The 19,959-nt window shown below is 63.9% G+C and carries 15 protein-coding genes and 4 pseudogenes; 12 read left to right on the forward strand and 7 right to left on the reverse strand.

Annotated features, from left to right (window positions below):
* Positions 1–3 precede the first annotated feature (3 nt).
* Together HAP41_RS02355 and HAP41_RS02360 are read right to left on the reverse strand one after the other, a co-directional pair.
* A complete protein-coding gene (locus tag HAP41_RS02355) occupies positions 4–1,614 on the reverse strand; it encodes an amidohydrolase family protein (protein ID WP_166061092.1) in 1,611 nt (536 codons plus the stop codon).
* Positions 1,611–2,429, reverse strand: a complete 819-nt coding sequence (locus tag HAP41_RS02360) for a uracil-DNA glycosylase family protein (RefSeq protein ID WP_166061003.1) — start codon at positions 2,427–2,429, stop codon at positions 1,611–1,613. The genes HAP41_RS02355 and HAP41_RS02360 overlap by 4 nt, the downstream gene beginning before the upstream one ends.
* A gap of 264 nt (positions 2,430–2,693) precedes the next feature.
* Between HAP41_RS02360 and HAP41_RS02365 the strand changes: the two genes are divergently transcribed.
* The 5 genes and pseudogenes from HAP41_RS02365 to recQ all read left to right on the forward strand — a co-directional run bounded on the left by HAP41_RS02365 (position 2,694) and on the right by recQ (position 9,907).
* On the forward strand, positions 2,694–4,268 hold the full coding sequence (locus HAP41_RS02365) for an amidase family protein (protein WP_166060983.1): 1,575 nt from the start codon (positions 2,694–2,696) through the stop codon (positions 4,266–4,268).
* Between the two features lie 306 nt (positions 4,269–4,574).
* Positions 4,575–5,876 carry an O-acetylhomoserine aminocarboxypropyltransferase/cysteine synthase family protein gene (locus HAP41_RS02370; protein WP_166060957.1) on the forward strand — a complete coding sequence of 434 codons (1,302 nt, stop codon included), beginning with the start codon at positions 4,575–4,577 and terminating at the stop codon, positions 5,874–5,876.
* Positions 5,877–5,888: 12 nt separating this feature from the next.
* Positions 5,889–6,890 carry a homoserine O-succinyltransferase MetA gene (metA, locus tag HAP41_RS02375; RefSeq protein WP_166060939.1) on the forward strand — a complete coding sequence of 334 codons (1,002 nt, stop codon included), beginning with the start codon at positions 5,889–5,891 and terminating at the stop codon, positions 6,888–6,890.
* A gap of 106 nt (positions 6,891–6,996) precedes the next feature.
* Positions 6,997–7,739, forward strand: a pseudogene (locus HAP41_RS02380) (polysaccharide deacetylase family protein).
* 302 nt (positions 7,740–8,041) lie between these two features.
* Complete coding sequence (gene recQ / locus HAP41_RS02385) at positions 8,042–9,907, forward strand: DNA helicase RecQ (protein WP_166060904.1); 1,866 nt, start codon at positions 8,042–8,044, stop codon at positions 9,905–9,907.
* A gap of 188 nt (positions 9,908–10,095) precedes the next feature.
* On the opposite strand, the pseudogene HAP41_RS02390 reads toward recQ, so the two are convergent.
* Positions 10,096–11,108, reverse strand: a pseudogene (locus tag HAP41_RS02390) (1-aminocyclopropane-1-carboxylate deaminase).
* 163 nt (positions 11,109–11,271) lie between these two features.
* On the opposite strand from HAP41_RS02390, the gene HAP41_RS02395 reads away from it, so the two are divergent.
* From HAP41_RS02395 to HAP41_RS02405, 3 genes are all read left to right on the forward strand, one after another.
* Complete coding sequence (locus HAP41_RS02395; protein WP_038943290.1) at positions 11,272–11,736, forward strand: Lrp/AsnC family transcriptional regulator; 465 nt, start codon at positions 11,272–11,274, stop codon at positions 11,734–11,736.
* Positions 11,737–11,781: 45 nt separating this feature from the next.
* Positions 11,782–12,945 carry a PLP-dependent cysteine synthase family protein gene (locus tag HAP41_RS02400; protein ID WP_166060884.1) on the forward strand — a complete coding sequence of 388 codons (1,164 nt, stop codon included), beginning with the start codon at positions 11,782–11,784 and terminating at the stop codon, positions 12,943–12,945.
* A 109-nt stretch (positions 12,946–13,054) separates the two neighbouring features.
* Complete coding sequence (locus tag HAP41_RS02405; protein WP_166060847.1) at positions 13,055–13,615, forward strand: carboxymuconolactone decarboxylase family protein; 561 nt, start codon at positions 13,055–13,057, stop codon at positions 13,613–13,615.
* A 16-nt stretch (positions 13,616–13,631) separates the two neighbouring features.
* On the opposite strand, the gene HAP41_RS02410 is transcribed toward HAP41_RS02405, so the two are convergent.
* Both HAP41_RS02410 and HAP41_RS02415 read right to left on the reverse strand, forming a co-directional pair.
* Complete coding sequence (locus HAP41_RS02410; protein WP_248577173.1) at positions 13,632–13,832, reverse strand: diguanylate cyclase domain-containing protein; 201 nt, start codon at positions 13,830–13,832, stop codon at positions 13,632–13,634.
* Entirely contained in the window at positions 13,832–14,128 is a 297-nt protein-coding gene (locus HAP41_RS02415; RefSeq protein ID WP_224580534.1) for a hypothetical protein, read from the reverse strand. Before HAP41_RS02415 ends, HAP41_RS02410 begins: the two co-directional genes overlap by 1 nt.
* 181 nt (positions 14,129–14,309) lie before the next feature.
* On the opposite strand from HAP41_RS02415, the gene HAP41_RS02420 reads away from it, so the two are divergent.
* Positions 14,310–14,558, forward strand: a complete 249-nt coding sequence (locus HAP41_RS02420; protein WP_063986016.1) for a hypothetical protein — start codon at positions 14,310–14,312, stop codon at positions 14,556–14,558.
* Positions 14,559–14,656: 98 nt separating this feature from the next.
* Here the strand turns inward: HAP41_RS02420 and HAP41_RS02425 are convergent, their stop codons facing one another.
* Entirely contained in the window at positions 14,657–15,592 is a 936-nt protein-coding gene (locus HAP41_RS02425) for an alpha/beta hydrolase (protein ID WP_166060807.1), read from the reverse strand.
* A gap of 124 nt (positions 15,593–15,716) precedes the next feature.
* Here HAP41_RS02425 and HAP41_RS02430 point away from each other — a divergent pair.
* Positions 15,717–16,552, forward strand: a pseudogene (locus HAP41_RS02430) (IS5 family transposase).
* A gap of 23 nt (positions 16,553–16,575) precedes the next feature.
* Here HAP41_RS02430 and HAP41_RS02435 read toward each other — a convergent pair.
* Positions 16,576–18,012, reverse strand: a complete 1,437-nt coding sequence (locus tag HAP41_RS02435) for an IS701 family transposase (RefSeq protein ID WP_166105276.1) — start codon at positions 18,010–18,012, stop codon at positions 16,576–16,578.
* A gap of 166 nt (positions 18,013–18,178) precedes the next feature.
* On the opposite strand from HAP41_RS02435, the gene HAP41_RS02440 reads away from it, so the two are divergent.
* Both HAP41_RS02440 and HAP41_RS02445 read left to right on the forward strand, forming a co-directional pair.
* The gene (locus HAP41_RS02440) at positions 18,179–19,021 is read left to right on the forward strand and encodes an IS5 family transposase (protein WP_166060442.1); all 843 of its coding nucleotides are present in this window, start codon (positions 18,179–18,181) and stop codon (positions 19,019–19,021) included.
* 95 nt (positions 19,022–19,116) lie between these two features.
* A pseudogene (locus HAP41_RS02445) lies at positions 19,117–19,952 on the forward strand (IS5 family transposase).
* Positions 19,953–19,959: the final 7 nt, after the last annotated feature.

The following is a 19,959-nucleotide window of genomic DNA, read 5'->3' on the forward strand; positions in this document are numbered from 1 at the left end:
CGGCTAGTAAAAAGCCGCGATCGCCGTCGCGATTCCCGCTGGAAGATTCGGCTCGTTCTTCAGCGTGTCCAGAAACGCGGGATCGCCTGATACCGTGAGGCCATCCAGCTTGATCGGGTGCAGCGGCTCGGCCGCTGCCGCCACCGCCGCCAAATCCGGACCGGTCCTGACACCGTTGAATTCGAGCCGCGGGCGCAGTTGGACATTGTTGCCGAACTGCTCGTCGAGCGCGAGGCGCCATCCAGTGCGTGACACCGCTCCGCGGGCGATCGCATCGCTCATGGCGAGGCTGTGCGGCTGCAAGGTGCCGAGATTGCCGAGCGCGGCACGGAGGCGGCTCGTCGCCTCCGCCAGCGTGATCCTCTCGATCCCGGGATCCTGGTCGGGCGAGGTGAAGTCGATCACCCGCGCGCTACTGCCGATCTTGAGCGCCTCGCCGATTCCGCCTGCCTTTTGCATGACCGTCTTCGTCCCATAACGGGCTCGTCCGCCGATGGTGACCAGGACGATGTCCTGCTCGCGCGATTTGATCAGATGAGCGTAGGGATCGCCGGTGACTCCCTTCACGACCAGAAGGTCGGCGAACTTGCCCTTGGCGATCGTTCCCAGCTTCGCATCCCACTTGAGAATGGCGGCCGGATTGCGCGTCGCCATCGAGACGATGTCGTAGTCGCTGAAGCCGAGATTGAAATGCGCGGACACGACCTTGGCCGCCTTCAGCTCGCCGAGCAGGTTCTTGCTGCCGGACGGCGACCAGTCCGAACCGAGCGCAATCGTGAGGCCGGCCGTGCGCGCGGCAACGACATTGGTCGTCTTTCCGTAGAGCAGCAGATTGCTCAGGGGCGACCAGACGACCTTGGCATGGTTTTCGGCCATCGTTCCGAAGTCGGTCGCATCGAGTGCCGTGCAATGAATGCCGGCCAGCGACGGCTCGATCGCCCAATCTCCCTCGGAATTGCGCAAGGCGAGGAAGTGGCTATGGGCCTTGGTGTCGATGCCTTCGCTGAGATGCAGCAGGAAGCACGATGACGATTTCAGCTCGTTGTCGAACTTCGCCCAATCCTCGGCATCTATGTCGGGAATCTTCGAGTGCGCCTTCGGCAGATCGGGAGGGCTGCCGATCTCGGCGGCGCGCAACGCGCCCTTGTAATATTTGTGGATCGTGCCGCTCCAGTTCGACAGCGTGATCCCCTGGCTCGTCGTGGTGCCCGCGACCATGCACTTGGCTTCGACATAGCGGACCAGGGCGGGCAGCAGCGAGCCGTCGTCGGCCAGCGCGATCGCGCTCATCGGGCCGGTCACCGACGTCTTGTACGATTTGGCATTCTGCCATTGGTCGCGATTGCCGTAGGGTTGCGGCACGCGCCAGAGCGGCAGGATGTTGTAGCTCAGGTGATTATGCAGCTCGATCAGGCCTGGATAGATGGTGCCGCCGGTCGCCACTGCAACGACGGCCTCGAAGCCTGCCGGGGCCGGCTGTCCCTTGGGTACGATCGCCGCGATGCGATTGTCCTCGATGAAGATCGTCCCGCTCTTGATGACGTCGCTCTCAGTCGTCATCGTCACGATCCGCCCGCTCAGGGCCCATCGCTTCGGGTTGGCAGCCGGGCTCATGGGATCACTCCGTCGGGGATGGTGATCGTGATCGTGCGCCGCTTGGTGGCCGCGTCGGCGCCCTGGCGCACGGCCCACGGCGTGTCTCCACGCATCCACGCCGGTAGTCCGGCGGGGAGATCCTTTGCGATGATGTCGAAGAACTCGGTCGGCTTGAAGGCGTCGCCATATGGCACGAGCGTCGTCGGCACGTCGGGATGCTGGACTGCAGGTGCGAGAGCCGCGAGCGCGGCATTCCACTTGGTCAGCATGATCTTGGTGTTCGCGGCCCGCGTCGCGTTATCGTGGGCCGAGCTTTCCGGCCAGGTCGGGTGCGTTATATGCTGATAGGCGAGGGTCTTGTAGGCCTCGCCGTCGGACGTCTTGAGCCAGGCCTTCCACGCCTCGTCGGCGAGGCCGCCGAGTGAGACGACGGCTTCGATATTGCCCGGCGCGAGTACGGCCTTGAACCATTTGTTGCGATACTCGACGATCCCCGGCTCGTTCTTGTGCTTGTTGCCGCCGCTCTGCCCGTAGACGCTGTACAGGAAGGTGTTCACCATCACGTAGCTCCGCGTGATGCCGAGCTTCGCCAGGAAACCTTGCGTCCGGCGGCCCGCAGTGCCGACCAGAATTCTGCGCACGATCGTCTCGTGCTGGGCGGGATCCTGACCGACGACGAGCACACGCGCCGATCCGTCGAGCCGGCCGCGGTGAAAGATCGGCCCCCATTCAATCCGGAAATCGTCGGGATCGTAGGTTTCAGCGGCCGGATAGTCGGCGCACAGATCGCGGAAGGGTTGCTGGTCGTATCCGCTGTCGAATTCCACGAGCATGGCAAATGCTCCGATGTGTCGCTGTCAGATTAGCTGCGTCAAAAATCTAATCGCCATGGCACAATCTTGATGGCACAATCTTGGCGGTGGTTTGTTCCACCATTCAACCAGTATATGGGTCAGGAGAGCGGGGCCAAAGGTTCACGCGCGTCTCTCGCGCCGGCCCGTGGCAGAGCGTCGCGGCGACGCGCCATGCAGAAACGCGCCTGTACACGCTCGCGTGATCTCCTTAACCTCCGCCGCGCAATTTTTTGGAGATGCGGCGTGGCGAAGAAGACGGCGACCAAGAAGAAAAGTGTTGCAAGGAAAGTAACGAAGACCTCGGTCAAGACGAGCACCGCCCGCAAGATGGCCGTTGCGAAGGCGGTCAAGAAGACGGTCAAGAAGGCGCCACCGCGCAAGTCGGCGACGGCGCGCCGTCCGAAAGGTCCGGTCTGGCAATGGTCCGCGGTCGACACCGCAGCCGCGATCCGCAACGGCGCGATCTCCGCGGTCGAGACCGTCGAAGCGCATCTGGACCGGATGCGCGCCGTCAATCCGCGGCTGAACGCGGTTGTTGTCGATCTCAGCGAGGAAGCGCTGAAGGCAGCGCATACGGCCGACAAGCAGCGCGCCAAGGGCGGCGCGCTCGGCCTGCTGCACGGCGTGCCCATCACGATCAAGGAGAATGTCGATTACGAAGGCCGGCCGAATTTCAACGGCGTGCCCGCCAACAAGGATTTTGTCGCGCCGTCGGACTCGCCCGTGGTGCGCAATCTCAAGAAAGCCGGCGCGATCGTCATCGGCCTCACCAACACGCCGGAATTCTCCTTCCGCGGCTTCACCGACAATCCGCTGCACGGGCTGACGCTGAACCCCTGGGATCCGAACATCACCTGCGGCGGCTCTTCGGGGGGCGCCGGCTCGGCGGTTGCGGCCGGCATCGGCACCATCGCCCATGGCAACGACATCGGCGGCTCGCTGCGCTGGCCGGCGCATTGCAACGGCGTTGCCACCATCAAGCCGACGCAGGGCCGTATCCCCGCCTTCAACGGAAGCGCCACGGCCGAGCGGCCGATGCTGGCGCATCTGATGTCGGCGCAGGGGCCGCTCGCCCGTCACGTCGGCGACGTCCGCCTCGCGCTCGATGTGATGAGCCAGCGCGATCCGCGCGATCCCTGGTGGGTGCCGGCGCCGCTGGCCGGGCCGAAGCCGAAGGGACCGATCAAGGTCGCACTGGCCAGGATCCCGGAGGATATGGACGTCGATCCGTCCGTCCGCGCGGCGCTGCGTCAGGCCGCCGATCACCTGGAGCGTTCCGGCTATCGCGTGACCGAGGTCGATGTCCCCGACATCGACGGCGTCTGGCAGACCTGGTGCGACATCATCACCAACGAGACCGTGGTGATGCAGGAGGCCGGCATGCTGAAGGTGACGTCCGAGGACTTCCACAAGGCCTGGGGCGGCATGAAGACCAAGGCCAACGTGCTCGATCTCAAGGCCTGGATGCAGGCGACGGCCGCACGCAACGGCCATATCCGCGCCTGGCAATTGTTCTTCGAGGAGTATCCGGTCGTGCTGGCGCCGACCACGGTGAAGCCGACGCCGGGTCCGCGCGACGACACCGTCAGCGCCGATCGCGTGAAGGAAATTTTCTGGGGCGAGATCCGCTTCATCTCCGCCATCAACGTGCTGGGCCTGCCCGGCGCGGTGGTGCCGGTGGCCCTGCATGACGGCAAGCCGATCGGCGTGCAGCTCATTGCGGGACGCTATCGCGAGGACCTCGCGCTCGATGCGGCGGCCGCGATCGAGAAGCGTGCCGGTGTGCTCGCTCACCGGCTCTGGGAGACGATGGAGTAGGGTGAATATCCCACCCTCTCCCACGACGAGGGGAGAGGGTGGCATAGGCGGCCTTCGGCCGCCGTCCTTGGAACGCCGATGCTTTGCATCGGCTATGGCGCAGCGGCGAGGCTGAGGCGTACGAATTCATTAATCCAATTCGATTCAAATTTTAGCCAATTCACCAACAATCGTTAGGGTTACTTCCTCGATCTCTAGGCGAATTATTGTCCGCTTTACCACCCGCCTCTAACAGAGGAACGGCGGAGAACGCACATGCCTCATACAGGCCAATAAGTGCGGCCCGCTCCACGCGGAGGTGGCACGATGCGCAACGAGACGATCGCTATTCACGCCGGCTACGAGCCCGAAGCCACCACGCACGCGGTTGCGGTGCCGATCTACCAGACCGCGGCCTATGCCTTCGACAGCGCCGATCACGGCGCCGCGCTCTTCAATCTCGAGGCCGAAGGTTTTCGCTACAGCCGCATCGCCAATCCGACCAGCGCGGTGCTGGAGAAGCGTATCGCGCAGCTCGAAGGCGGCGTCGGCGCGCTCGCGGTCGCGACCGGCCAGGCTGCGCTGCATTTCGCCTTCGTCAACGTCGCCGATCACGGCGGCAACATCGTTTCCATGCCGCAGCTCTACGGCACCACGCACACGCTGCTCTCGCACATCCTGCCGCGGCAGGGCATCACCGGCCGTTTCGCCGAGAGCGACAAGCCGGATGCGATCGAAAAACTGATCGACGAGAACACGCGCGCCGTGTTCGCCGAGACCATCGGCAATCCCGCCGGCAATGTCTGCGACATCGAGGCTCTCGCCAAGATCGCGCATGCGCATGGCGTGCCGCTGATCGTGGACAACACCGTCGCGACCCCGATCCTGCTCAAGCCGTTCGATTACGGCGCCGACATCGCCGTGCATTCGCTGACCAAGTTTCTGGGCGGTCACGGCACCACGCTGGGTGGTGCGATCGTCGATTCCGGAAACTTCCCCTGGGCGAAGCACGCCGACCGCTTTCCGGCCTACAACAAGCCGGACGCCTCCTATCACGGCCTCGTCTATGCCGAGCGCTTCGGCAAGACCGCCTATATCGAGCGCGCGCGGAGTATCTATCAGCGCACCATGGGTTCGGTGCTGTCGCCGTTCAACGCCTTCCTGCTGCTCCAGGGCATCGAGACCGTCGCGCTGCGCATGGAGCGCCACGTCGAGAACGCCCGCAAGGTCGCCGAATTCCTGCGCAAGGATTCGCGCGTTGCCTGGGTCAACTACACCGGTTTTCCGGACAGCCCGTACTATCCGCTGGTGCAGAAATATCTGGACGGTAACGCCTCCTCGCTATTCACCTTCGGCATCAAGGGCGGCATGGAAGCCGGCAAGACCTTCTACGATGCGCTGAAGCTGATCACGCGTCTGGTCAATATCGGCGATGCCAAGTCGCTGGCATGCCATCCGGCCTCGACCACGCACCGGCAGATGTCGGCGGAGCAGCAGCGCGTCGCCGGCGTGCTGCCGGAGACGATCCGCCTCTCGATCGGCATCGAGCATTCCGCAGATATCATCGAGGACATCGACCAGGCGCTAGAGAAGGCCTGCCCGTCGGCACGCCTCCAGGCCGCGGAGTAGGCGACGGCGCCGATGACGATCTTGATCGACAGGGATCAAGGTATATCGAGCCCGGCGCTGGTGCCGGCCGAGGGCGATTTCGCGCGCGACCACGGTTTCGCCGATCTCACGATCGGCCTGATCAACAACATGCCGGATCCGGCGCTGAAGGCGACCGAGCGGCAGTTCATGCGGCTGCTCCAGGCGGCTGCAGGTCCGCGCCGCATCCGTTTCCATTGTTTCTCGCTGCCCTCGGTGAAGCGGTCGCCCGAGGCGAAGTGGCATGTCGAAAGCGAATATTCGGAGCTCAGCGAGCTCAGGCACCACAAGTTCGACGGGCTGATCGTGACCGGCGCCGAGCCGGTCGCGCCCGAGCTCGACCAGGAGCCGTATTGGCGCGACCTCACCGACCTGATCGACTGGGCCAAGGTCAACACGCGCTCGACGATCTGGTCGTGCCTCGCCGCGCATGCGGCGGTGCTGCATCTCGACAGCATCGCGCGGCGGCGGCTCCCGGCCAAATGTCACGGCATTTTCGACTGCGAAGCTGCGATGAACGATGCGCTGACGCGCGCTGCGCCTGCGCCCCTCAAGGTCTCGCATTCCCGCCTGAACGAGATCGCCGAGAGCGACCTCACGCAGGCCGGCTATCAGGTGCTGACGCGTTCGGCAAAGGCCGGCGTCGATATCTTCGTCAGGCAATATGCCAGCCGCTTCGTGTTCTTCCAGGGCCACCCGGAATACGATGCGCTGTCGCTCCAGCGCGAATATCTGCGCGATATCGGCCGCTATCTCGCGCGCGAGCGCGAGGCTTATCCGCACCTGCCCGTGAGTTATTTTGACGCAGCGACCGAAGAGAAGCTCGCCCGCTTCGAGAAGAAGACGACCCAACAGCGCCACCCCGCGCTCACCAACGAACTGCCTGCGCTGAATCTGCGCGCCGATATCGCCGCCGGCAGCGCCGCGGCGGCGCTTTTCCGCAACTGGCTGCAATATCTCGGTGCGGAAGCCGATATTTCGGTCCTGGCACGCTAGACGAAGGGCGTTGGTTCCGCGTTAGGATTACCCGGGCGTTAGGCTTGCCTCTACCAGCGCACGAATGTTTCAGTAGAGAAATAGGGAATCGCAGGAAACGCAGTCGGTGTGGTCGGCACTCCAGGGACGCGTGAGCAATCGGCTGGCCCGGCATTTCCGTGCCGCGCCGCACCGGCTGCCTGCGCATGCGCCGATGGTGAGCTTCACGTTCGACGACGCGCCCGATAGCGCCGCAGGCGAGGGCGCCGCGCTTCTGGAGACGCATGGCGGCCGCGGCACCTATTACCTCGCCGGCAGCCTGATCAATCGTCCGTCGGATCACTGGCACGGCCTGTCGAATGCCGCGATCGTGCGGCTTCACCGGGCCGGTCACGAGATTGCCTGCCATACCTTTTCGCACCAGAGCTCGGCCAATCTCGACGAGGCCGCCATGGCAAGCGAGATCGAGCGTAACCGCAGCCATTTCCACGCTATCGATTCCTCGATCGTGCTGGAGAACTTCGCCTACCCCTATGGAATCGCCTCGGTCTGGCGCAAGCCGCAACTCGCAAAGGCCTTTCGCTCGGCGCGCGGCATCCTTCCCGGTGTCAATCGCGACGTCATCGACCTCCAGTTCCTGCGCGCCTCGCCTCTGGTCGATCGCGAGATCGATATTGCTGGCGTCGATCGCTATTTCGACGAGGCGGTCGCGAGCGGCGGAGGCTGATCTTCTACGGCCACGACGTCGCCGACGCGCCAAGCCCCTACGGCTGCACGCCGCACCTGATGCGCCATGCGCTGGAGGCGGCCGGGAAGCGCGACATGCCGATCGTGACGGTCGCGGAAGCGCTGCGACGAATCGGGGCGTAGCTTCTTCTTTCTTCTCCCCTTGCGGGAGAAGGTGGCATAGGCGGCCTTCGGCCGCCGTTCCTAGGAACGCCGAAGCAAAGCTTCGGCTATGGCGCCGGATGAGGGGTATGTCTCCACAGAGCAAGCTTTACCGAATCCGTGGATAGATACCCCTCACCCGTCTCGCCGCTACGCGGCGATCCACCCTCTCCCGCAAGGGGAGAGGGGAAGAGTCCTGCCTGCCATCCAAACAGTCTTGCCATGCCCGCGCGGTCATGCGACTGGCCTTGTGACGAATCCTACGGCCTTGCACCGACGCACCCATGTCCGCACCTTCCACCGCCCCGCTGCCTGCGCCGGCCAACGGCCGCGACGCGCTGTCGGTGCTGCATTCGGTGTTCGGCCTGCCGGGGTTCCGCGGTGCACAGGGCGAGATCATCCGGCACGTCACGGATGGCGGCAATTGCCTGGTCTTGATGCCGACCGGCGGCGGCAAGTCGCTGTGCTATCAATTGCCGTCACTGCTGCGCGAAGGCTGCGGTATCGTGGTGTCGCCGCTGATCGCGCTGATGCGCGACCAGGTCGCCGGCCTGCTCGAGGCCGGGGTCAACGCCGCCGCGCTGAACTCGTCGCTGACGCTGCAGGAAGCTTCCGACATCGAGCGCCGCCTGATCGCGGGCGATCTCGACCTGCTCTATGTCGCGCCGGAACGCCTGGTGACGCCGCGCTGCCTGTCGCTGCTGGCGCAGGCGAAGGTCGCGCTGTTCGCGATCGACGAGGCGCATTGCGTCTCGCAATGGGGTCATGACTTCCGCCCCGAATATGTCGGCCTCTCCATCATCGCGGAACGTTTTCCGAACGTTCCACGCATCGCGCTGACCGCGACCGCCGACGAGCTGACCCGCAAGGAGATCGTCGAGCGCCTCCGGCTCGCCGACAGCCCGCAATTCGTCTCCAGCTTCGACCGCCCGAATATCCGCTACGAGATCGTCGACAAGCGCAACGCAGTGTCGCAGCTGAAAGAATTCATCCGGGAGCGGCATGCCGGCGACGCCGGCGTGGTCTATTGCCTGTCGCGCAATCGCGTCGAGGAGGTTGCCGCCGCGCTCGACGACGCCGGCATTGCGGCGCTGCCTTATCACGCCGGGCTCGACAGCAGCATACGCTCGCGCAACCAGGACCGGTTCCTCAACGAGGACGGCATCGTCATCGTCGCGACCATCGCCTTCGGCATGGGCATCGACAAGCCCGATGTCCGCTTCGTCGCCCATCTCGATCTGCCCAAAAGCATCGAGGCCTATTATCAGGAGACGGGGCGCGCGGGGCGCGACGGCAAACCGTCGGCGGCCTGGATGGCCTATGGTCTTTCCGACATCGTGCAGCAGCGCCGCATGATCGACGAGTCCAGCGGTTCTGACGATTTCAAGCGGGTGTCGATCGGCAAGCTCGACGCACTGGTCGGCCTCGCCGAGACCGCGCAGTGCCGGCGCAAGCGGCTGCTCGCCTATTTCGGCGAGGCGGAGACTGCGAACAATTGCGGCAATTGCGACAACTGCCTGACGCCGCCGAAGATGCGCGACGGCAAGGTGCTGGCGCAGAAGCTGCTGTCCTGCGCCTACCGCACCGGGCAGCGTTTCGGTGCGATGCAGCTGATCGACGTGCTGATTGGCCGCCTCACCGAAAAGGTGACGCAGTTCGGCCACGACAAATTGTCCGTGTTCGGCATCGGGCGCGAGCTGAACGAGAAGCAGTGGCGCACGGTGCTGCGGCAGCTGGTGGCGATGGGGCATTTGTACAGCGACAGCGAGGCGTTCGGCGCGCTGAAACTGACGGAGAGCGCACGCGGCGTGCTACGCGGCGAGACCGAGGTCTGGCTGCGCGAGGAAGCGCCGGGCACGCGCGTTCGCGCGAGCCGGACAAAATCCCGCCGTGGCGACCTCGCGCCTGCGGCCAACGCGCCGCAGGGCGATGTCGATCCCGAATTGCGGGCGCGGCTGAGGTCCTGGCGCTCGGACATCGCGCGCGAACGCGGCATGCCGGCCTATGTCGTGCTGCACGATGCCACCATCGACGGCATCGTCCGGGCCTGGCCGACGACGCTCGACGAGCTCCGCAACGTGCCCGGCATCGGCGACAAGAAGCTCGAGCATTACGGCGAGGAACTGCTCCAGATCGTCAAGACGCGGTAGGGCTTCTCGTCATCCCGGACAAGCGCAGCGAAGCGGAGCGCAGATCCGGGATCCATACCGCGTGATTTATCTTGGGGCACGTGGGGAGACGTTCTTCGCCAAACATCTCCCTGGGGTTATGGGTCCCGGGTCTGCGCTTACGCTTGCCCGGGACGACAGCGAGTGGAGGCGCGAGGCACGGCGCTGCCTCAGCCGTTCCGGAATGCGTAACCGTAGCCGTTGAGCGCCGGCGCGCCGCCGAGATGGGCGTAGAGAATCTTTGCGCCCTTCTCGAAATGGCCCTTTTGGGTCAGGTCGATCAGGCCTTGCATCGATTTGCCCTCATAGACGGGGTCGGTGATCATCGCCTCTAAACGTGCGGTGAGGCGGATCGCTTCCTTGGTCTCTTCCGACGGCACGCCATAGGCGGGATAGGCGTAGTCCTCGATCAGCACGACGTCGTCTTCGACGATGTCCTTGCCGAGCTCGACGAGCTTGGCGGTGTTCTGCGCGATCGAGAGCACCTGCGCTTTCGTTTGCGCCGGCGTGAACGAGGCGTCGATGCCGATCACCTTTCGCGCGCGGCCGTCGGCGGCGAAGCCGACCAGCATGCCGGCATGGGTGGAGCCGGTGACGGTGCAGACCACGATGTAGTCGAACTTGAAGCCGAGCTCGGCTTCCGCTTGCGCACTTCCTCGGCGAAGCCGACATAGCCGAGGCCGCCGAATTTGTGCACGGAGGCACCGGCGGGAATCGCATAAGGCTTGCCGCCCGCCGCCTTCACCTCCTCGATCGCCTGCTCCCAGCTCTTGCGGATGCCGATGTCGAAGCCGTCGTCCACCAGGCGCACGTCGGCGCCCATGATGCGCGACAGCATGATGTTGCCGACGCGGTCATAGACGGCGTCCTCGTGCGGGACCCAGGCTTCCTGCACCAGGCAGCACTTCATGCCGATCTTGGCGGCGACGGCGGCGATCATGCGGGTGTGGTTGGACTGCACGCCACCGATCGAGACCAGCGTGTCCGCGTTCGAGGCGATCGCGTCCGGGATGATGTATTCGAGCTTGCGCAGCTTGTTGCCGCCATAGGCGAGGCCGGAATTGCAGTCCTCGCGCTTGGCATAGATCTCGACCTTGCCGCCGAGATGCTTCGACAGCCGTTCCAGCTTCTCGATGGGCGTCGGGCCGAAGGTCAGCGGATAGCGCGCGAATTTGTCCAGCATCATTGGGTCATCCCGATTGGCGTTGAATTGGCTCAAGCGCCTAGCACTGCCGTGGGCAAATGTGCTTTCAAATATTGCGCAGCAACTGTCGCAAAGCTTGCAGTATAGCGTCCACGAAATCTAGGTTCTTCCGAATCAAAGCCAAATACCGAAAGCTTCTTCCATGGCTGCCCGACTCGATCGCACTGACCTTAAAATGTTGAGATTGCTGCAAAATAACGGCCGGCTGAGTAACGCTGAGCTGGCCGAAACCGTCGCCATCAGCCCCGCCACCTGCCATCGCCGCACCCAGCGCCTGTTCGAGGATGGCTTCATCGCCGCGGTTCGCGCCATGGTCGCGCCGAAGAAGGTGGCGAAGGGCACACTGGTGATGGTCGGCGTCGTGCTCGACCGCTCGACCCCGGAGAGTTTTGCCACCTTCGAGCAGGCGATCACCAGGCTGAAATGCGTGCTCGACTGCCACCTCGTCGCCGGCGACTTCGACTATTTCCTCAAGATCCGCGTCGGCGACATGGAGGATTTCAACCGCATCCACGGCGAACAGCTGATCGCGCTGCCCGGCGTGCGCCAGACCCGCACCTTCTTCGTGATGAAGGAGGTCGTCGACAACGCGCCGCTGGAGTTTTGAGCAGCTGCTATTGATGCGCGATCCGCATCATGGGAGATTCGTTCGATGCAGACATTCCCCTTCCGCCACCTCAATCCGGCCGGGCCGGCCTATCGGCGCGGTTGGGTGGACGAGGCCGTCGCCGCGATCGAGGCCGACCAGTGCCGCACGGCCGACACGCATCTGATACGGCTGATCGTGCCGGCGCTATCAGGCATCGACATCTATCTGAAGGATGAGTCCACGCATCCGACCGGCAGCCTGAAGCACCGCCTTGCGCGCTCGCTGTTCCTCTACGCGCTCTGCAACGGCCACATCCGCGAAGGCACGCCTGTGGTCGAGGCCTCGTCGGGATCGACGGCGGTGTCGGAAGCCTATTTCGCGCAGATGATCGGCGTGCCCTTCTACGCCGTGATGCCGCGCACGACCTCGGCGGAGAAGATCGCCGCGATCGAGCATTATGGCGGCAATTGCCATCTGATCGACGACGGCCGCGCGCTCTACGCGGAGGCCGCCGCGCTCGCCGCCCGGCTGAACGGCCATTACATGGACCAGTTCACCTTTGCCGAGCGCGCCACCGACTGGCGCGGCAACAACAACATCGCCGAATCGATCTTCACGCAATTGCAGGGTGAGCCGCGTCCGATTCCCGACTGGATCGTGATGGGCGCGGGCACCGGCGGCACCTCGGCCACCATCGGACGGTACTTGCGCTATCGCCAGTATCCGACACGGCTGTGCGTCGCCGACGTCGAGCATTCCGCCTTCTTCGACTGCTTCCGCACGCAGGACCGCTCCCACGTTTGCGAACGCCCATCGCTGATCGAGGGCGTCGGCCGGCCACGCTGCGAACCCTCCTTCGTCCCCGGCGTGGTCGACCGCATGATGAAGATCCCGGATGCGGCAACGATCGCGGCGATGAACGTGCTGTCGCGCCGGCTGCGCCGCGCGGTCGGAGGCTCCACCGGCACCAACTTCCTGGCACTGTGCCGCCTCGCCTCGGAGATGCGACAGGCGAACTTGACGGGATCGCTGGTGACGCTGATCTGCGATTCCGGCGAGCGCTACCGGCAGACCTATTACGAGCCCGAATGGCTGAAGGGGCGCGGCCTCGATCCTGCGCCGTTCGAGGCGGCCCTGTCGTCGTTCCTCACGACGGGCGAGCCGCTGACGCTCGACGTCGACGACGTCGCAAATCCACAGATCGTACCAAGCCCCGAGGCATCATAGCCGACGTCTCCCTGCCACTTCCAAAATGGCACGATCGTCACGGCAACTTCACTTGCGATGCGCGCGCATGCGGGCGACCGTCTCCGCTTCTCAACGAGGAGATCCCGCCGTGCGCCTTCCCATTCTCGATCCGAAAGACCTGAGCGCCGAACAGAAGCCGCTCTATGACGACATGCGAGCCGGCATCAAGGACCACTTCAAGGGGTTCGTGAACATGCGCGATGACGGCGCGCTGCTGGGGCCGTGGAATCCCTGGATCCGCGAGCCGCGTTTCGGCAAGCCGGTGTGGGAGCTGGTCAAGGCAATCGCATCGAACCCGCTGCTGCCGGCCCCGGTGCGCGAGGTCGCGATCCTCGTCACCGGTTCGCATTTCCGCTCCGGTTACGAGCTCTATGCTCATGTGCTTGTTGCCGAGCAGCGCGGCCTCTCCGACGAGAAGCTCGCGACCATCGTCGCGGGCCAGCGGCCGGTGGATCTCACCAAGCAGGAGGCCGTCGCCTACGACGTGGCGTCCGCATTGGTCAGCGGCGGCGTGCTGCCGGAATTGACCTGGCGCGCCGCGGTGAAGGAGTTCGGCGAGCACGGCGCGGCCGAGCTGTCCTATCTCGTCGGCGTCTATTGCATGGTCTCGGTCACGCTCAACACGTTCGACGTGCCGGTGCCGGAGTAGACGCCGCATCCTTCGATCACTCCGCCGCCTTGCTTGCAGGCGGCGGGGGCGCCCAGGCGATGCAGCAATTGCGGCCTTCGGCCTTGGCCTGGTAGAGCGCATGATCGGCCGCGCCCATCAGCGCGTCGATGCGGGACATGCTGACGGTGGCTTCCGCCATGCCGATGCTCACGGTGAGGCCGAACTGAACCTTGTCGGCAAAGACCTGCGCGCTCATCACGCGCTTGCGGATGCCGCCGGCAAGCCGCTCGGCAGCGTCGTGCCTCTGCGTACCGCCAGCGCTTCGAATGCGGCCGACAATGATGTGTTGCCGAAGCCGAGCCCGAGCGTGCCGGCGGGGATCGTCGCATAGATCGTGCGAAGATCGAGGTAGATGTTGGGGACATCGGGCTTTGCAGGCGCGTCGTCCTCATCGTCGGCAGCGAAGGCAGTGCCTGCCGAGATCGTCAGACAAAGCAGTCCCATCGCGACAGCACGCGAAGCCTGGCGATGCGATGGGCTGTGATGGGCCACGTGACAATCCGACGCGTGGCGATTTGATGACGGAACCGTTGTTGGATGGAACGTGATCGCTCGGGTGGTCAAGCGGTATCCGTAAGCGATGGACGGCACGGATGTGCGCGGCTACCCTGCCGTGATCGCACTGACAGACGCGCCGGCCGGAGTGCGGGCCGGACATTGGAAGGACACAGCCATGAACACGTCACGCCGCATCCTGCTCACTGGTCTGGCGGGCCTCGCTGTCGCTCCGACCGCGGCGGCGGCTAGCGTACCGTCGGCCGAGCCTGGCGACGTGACGGTCGCCGAAGAGCGATTCGCGCGCACGATTGCCGCCGCCCATGCCCCTGACGTCAGCTGCGCACGGCAGGCCGAACGCTATGCGGATGCGCATTGGCTGGAATATGTCGTGGCGGCGCGGGCCGTGCTCGGCGCGCGCGCGTGATGCTTTCTTCCCTTCTCCCCTTGCGGGAGAAGGTGGCGCGAAGCGCCGCTACGCGGCGATCCACCCTCTCCCACAGGGGGAGAGGGTAAGAAAGCGCCTCATTTCTCCACCGCCCGCCGAACCTGTTCGCCGATCTGCGACAGCACGAGCTGCGCCTGCGGCAGGATCGCGCCCATGGCATGGAAATTGTGGACCATGCCGTCATGGCAGACGTGCTCGACCGCGACGCCCGCGGCGAGCAGCTTGCGCGCATAGGCATTGCCCTCGTCGCGCATCGGATCGAATTCGGCGGTGTGGATGATCGCGGTCGGCAGGCCCGCAAGCCGCGTCGCGCGCAAGGGCGAGATACGAGGATCGGCGGTGTCGATGCCATCAGGCAGATAATCGGCGAGATCAGCTTCGATGGTGGCGCGATCGATCAGATGGCCTTCGGCGAATGCCTCGCGCGAAGGCGAGATCTCCTCGAAATCCAGCACCGGGCAGATCAGGCATTGCGCGACGATCGAGAGGCCGGCGGTCTGCATCGCTTCCTGGCACACGATCGCAGCGAGCGTGGCGCCGGCGGAATCGCCACCGACCACCAGACGTTCGGCGTCGATGCCCAACGACGAGGCTTGCCGCGCGACCCACTCCGTGGCCGCGATCGCATCAATGACCGCAGCAGGAAATTTGTGCTCGGGTGCGAGCCGGTAATCGACCGAGACGAGGCGACAGCCGGTCACATGCGCCAGCGCCGCCGCGATGCGGTCATGCGTCGCAATGCTGCCGGCCACGAGCCCGCCGCCATGAAAGAACACGAAGCCCGGCGCGCGGTCGCCGGCAGACGCGGGCGAATAAAGGCGATAGGGCAGCTCGCCGCCGGGACCCGGAAGCGTGCCGTCGGCGGTGGTCACATCCGGCGCATCAGTGCGCGCAAACTGCATCAGCTTGGCCAGCGACTGCCGCCGCGCCTCCACGCTCGGCCGGCTCCGCCCCTGCGGAACGGTCGCAGCCATCATGGTCAACAAACGCCTTGCAAGCGGATCGAGCGGCATGGATCCTTCCTCTTGTCGGAGAGGGTAACGCACCATATCCCAGCAGGGAATCATTTAGTGTCTGTTCCAAAACATGTTGAGTCGAATGAATTGAGCGGCCTGATTCGATGGGGACGCGCCGCCAATGTGGACTACCGAGAACCGTGCACGCTACGACCGCAGCCGCCTGCGCTATCCGAGCGACTTGACCGACGAGGAGTGGGCGCTGATCGCGCCTCGCATCCCGCCGGCCAAGCGCGGCGGCAACAAGCGTACGGTGGACCTGCGCGAGATTGCCAACGGGCTGATGTACATCCTGAGCACAGGTTGCCAGTGGCGCGCGATCCCCAAGGACCTGCCGCCGCGCTCGACGCTGTATGGCTACTTCGATCTGTGGAGCTGGAACGGCACGCTCGATAAAATTCATCACGCCCTCTATGTCGAATGTCGCGAAAGGGCCGAGCGCGAGGCTTCTCCCACCGCCGCCATCATCGATAGCCAGAGCGTGAAAAGCGCTGAAAAAGGGGGCCTCATGATCTCCATGGCTACGACGCGGGCAAGAAGATCAAGGGCAAGAAGCGGCACATTCTCGTCGACACGCAAGGCCTCTTGATGCACGCCATCGTGCATGCGGCGGACATCCAGGATCGCGACGGCGGCGTGCTCCTGATGGCAACGTTGTTCGGCCTCTATCCCTTTCTTCTGAAGCTCTACGCCGACGGCGGATATCAAGGGCCACATTTCCAGAAGGGGCTGCGTAGCGCTCTGAAGCGCGTGAACCTCGAAATCGTCAAACGCTCCGATCAGGCTCACCGTTTCGTCGTCTTGCCCAAACGCTGGATCGTCGAGCGTGCCTTTGCCTGGCTCGGGCGATGCCGAAGACTGTCCAAAGATTGGGAATGCTTCAATCACAGGGCGCTCGCCTTTCTCAAGCTGGCCTCCATCCGACTCATGCTGCGAAAGCTATGCAATCCAAGGTAATCTTTCCGGACAGACTCTTAGTCTTACTGCGTCACAAACGGTGGTCTGTGAAATGGGCGAACTTGATTGCACAACAAGGACATCTCGACAACGTTCGGACCAGCCCTTGTTCGAGTCGCCGTCGCATCGTCGTGATCGAATTTGGAATGTGACGTTGGGTCCGTAGCGGCAGAACCGCGGGGTCTGTAATCCGCGGAAACGCGAGCGAGCGGGATCGGCCGGGCGCGCCGAGCGCCTGAGGGGGGAAACGCCTCCCGCTCGGAGATCAGGAATCCGAAGGCTGCAATGCACATCGTTGCGTGATGATGAAAGCCGCGCCAGCCGCGTCCCTCGAAGTGGCCAAGCCCGACCTCCTGCTTGAGTTCCTGATAGTCGCGTTCGATGCGCCAGCGCAATTTAGCCGTCTCTACGAGAGTCCGGAATGCCACATCCTCCGGCAATGTCGAGAGCCAGTATTTGGTAGGCTGGTCCTCGCCTTTCGGCCATTCGATCAGCAACCATTCCTCCAACCGCTGGGTGGTTTGCCAATAATCACGGTGCGCGGCACGGACCCGCACGCGGGCAAAGCGCGAGCTCAGCTTTTCGTTCGTTCCTTGCCGCCACGTGATGGTGCGCCAAGCTTTGGCCGGCAGGCCGATCGCGAGCGCTTTAACGGCGGCCGGCCGACGCTGACGGTTGCGGCGCATCAGTTTCGGGGGACGGCCGCGGCCCGACCATGGCTTCGGCGGCAAGGGACCGGTGCCGGGCGCCCATACCGTTGTGCTCGACAGAAGACCCGCCACATAGGTCAATCCCAGCGCCGTGATCTCCGTGCGCAGATCGCTGTTGTTGCCATAGCCCGCGTCCATCAGCACGACACCACGCGGAAGGCCGGTCGCACAGGCCCACCGCAACTGCTCCAGCGCGATCTCCGGCTTGGTCCGGAAGCCGACTTCGGCAGGAATGCCCACCTTGCGCCGCCGATCGCAATCCTCAGTCCATTCCTTCGGAAGATAAAGGCGGTAGGCAACAGGCAGGCTGGCGTGGTGATTGGCAATCGATAATGACACCGCCACCTGGCAATTATCCTGCTTGCCGAGCTGCCCGCAATATTGCCGTGCAACTCCAACCGAATGTCGCCCCTGCTTGGGAAATCCGGTGTCATCGATGATCCAAGCTTCGATCGGGCCCTGGCGTTCGATCGCCGGCAGGACCATCTCTCGTACCTTGCCCAGCACCTTCTCATCCGACCAGGCGCCGCTGCCGACGAAATGCAGCAGCGATTGATGTTGGGCGGCCGTCCGTTCCGGAGCCGTCATCGCCGCCATTGGCTCCACGCTCTTACGACCGCCACAGGCCATGAGGCCGACGCAATAGTCGCGCAGCGGTGCCTTCCGATCAGCATGACCGATGACGCTGGCAAGCCCTTCCAAATACGTCGCAAATCGCATCTCACTGGTCTTGGTGCCACGCCCGCTCATGTAGCCTCCTCGGCTGATGGTCCATGCTTCAACCATCGCTGATTCCGGCCGGATAAAGCCTGCGGTTTTGTGACTCAGTCGTATTAGTGTCCGACCGAAAAATAAGTTGAGTGATATCAGCGAGTTCTGATTCCATCGGTGTTGCGAAGCATCAAAGGGATCGAGAATGTGGACTGATATCACCCGGGCACAGTTTGCCCGAGAGGAGCTGCGTTTGCCAAGCGACTTGACGGATGCGGAATGGGGCGTGCTGGAGAGGTTGCTTCCTGTGCGGGCCAAGCGCGGGCGGCGCCCGAAATGGAGCTATCGCGACATCGTCGAGGCAGTACTCTATCTGCTGCGCGGCGGATTGCCGTGGCGCATGCTGCCGCCCACTCTGTTTCCACCAATGACCACGGTGCAGTACTATTTCTACCAATGGCGCGACAGCGGATTGTGGCAATCGATCAACCACGCACTCCTGATGCTGGCGCGCGAGGCGATCGGCCGGGAGGCCTCGCCGACGGCCGGCGTGATCGACAGCCAATCGGTCAAGACCACGGAAAGTGGCGGCCCTCGCGGCTACGACGCGGGAAAGAAGATCAAGGGTCGAAAGCGCCACATCGTCACCGACACCCAAGGGCTCCTGGTCGGAGCGATCGTTCACGCTGCCGACGTCCAGGATCGTGACGGCACGCCAGATGTCCTGTGCAGCATTCGCTACCGCTTCCCCTGGCTGCGCCATATCTTCGCCGATGGCGGCTATGCCGGCGAAAAGCTCAAGGCGGTGCTGGAAAAGATCGGCCGGTGGACTGTCGAGATCATCAAGCGCTCCGATGCCGCACAGGGCTTCGAGGTGCTTCCGCGCCGCTGGGTGGTCGAACGAACCTTCGCCTGGCTCGGCCGCAACCGCAGATTGGCCAAGGACTTCGAGCGAACCATCGAAAGCGCAACTGCCTGGCTCTTCCTCGCCTCTGTCCAACTCATGACAAGGCGCATCGCAGCGATAAAAACAGCAATGCAATTTTGAGTCAGGCTCTTAGTGTCTGTTCCAAAACATGTTGAGTCGAATGAATCGGTTGTGATTCAAGGTGAGCGGCCTGATTCGATGGGGACGCGCCGCCAATGTGGACTACCGAGAACCGTGCACGCTACGACCGCAGCCGCCTGCGCTATCCGAGCGACTTGACCGACGAGGAGTGGGCGCTGATCGCGCCTCGCATCCCGCCGGCCAAGCGCGGCGGCAACAAGCGTACGGTGGACCTGCGCGAGATTGCCAACGGGCTGATGTACATCCTGAGCACAGGTTGCCAGTGGCGCGCGATCCCCAAGGACCTGCCGCCGCGCTCGACGCTGTATGGCTACTTCGATCTGTGGAGCTGGAACGGCACGCTCGATAAAATTCATCACGCCCTCTATGTCGAATGTCGCGAAAGGGCCGAGCGCGAGGCTTCTCCCACCGCCGCCATCATCGATAGCCAGAGCGTGAAAAGCGCTGAAAAAGGGGGCCTCATGATCTCCATGGCTACGACGCGGGCAAGAAGATCAAGGGCAAGAAGCGGCACATTCTCGTCGACACGCAAGGCCTCTTGATGCACGCCATCGTGCATGCGGCGGACATCCAGGATCGCGACGGCGGCGTGCTCCTGATGGCAACGTTGTTCGGCCTCTATCCCTTTCTTCTGAAGCTCTACGCCGACGGCGGATATCAAGGGCCACATTTCCAGAAGGGGCTGCGTAGCGCTCTGAAGCGCGTGAACCTCGAAATCGTCAAACGCTCCGATCAGGCTCACCGTTTCGTCGTCTTGCCCAAACGCTGGATCGTCGAGCGTACCTTTGCCTGGCTCGGGCGATGCCGAAGACTGTCCAAAGATTGGGAATGCTTCAATCACAGGGCGCTCGCCTTTCTCAAGCTGGCCTCCATCCGACTCATGCTGCGAAAGCTATGCAATCCAAGGTAATCGTTCC

Source organism: Bradyrhizobium barranii subsp. apii (assembly GCF_011516635.5).
Taxonomy (GTDB): Bacteria; Pseudomonadota; Alphaproteobacteria; order Rhizobiales; family Xanthobacteraceae; genus Bradyrhizobium; species Bradyrhizobium barranii.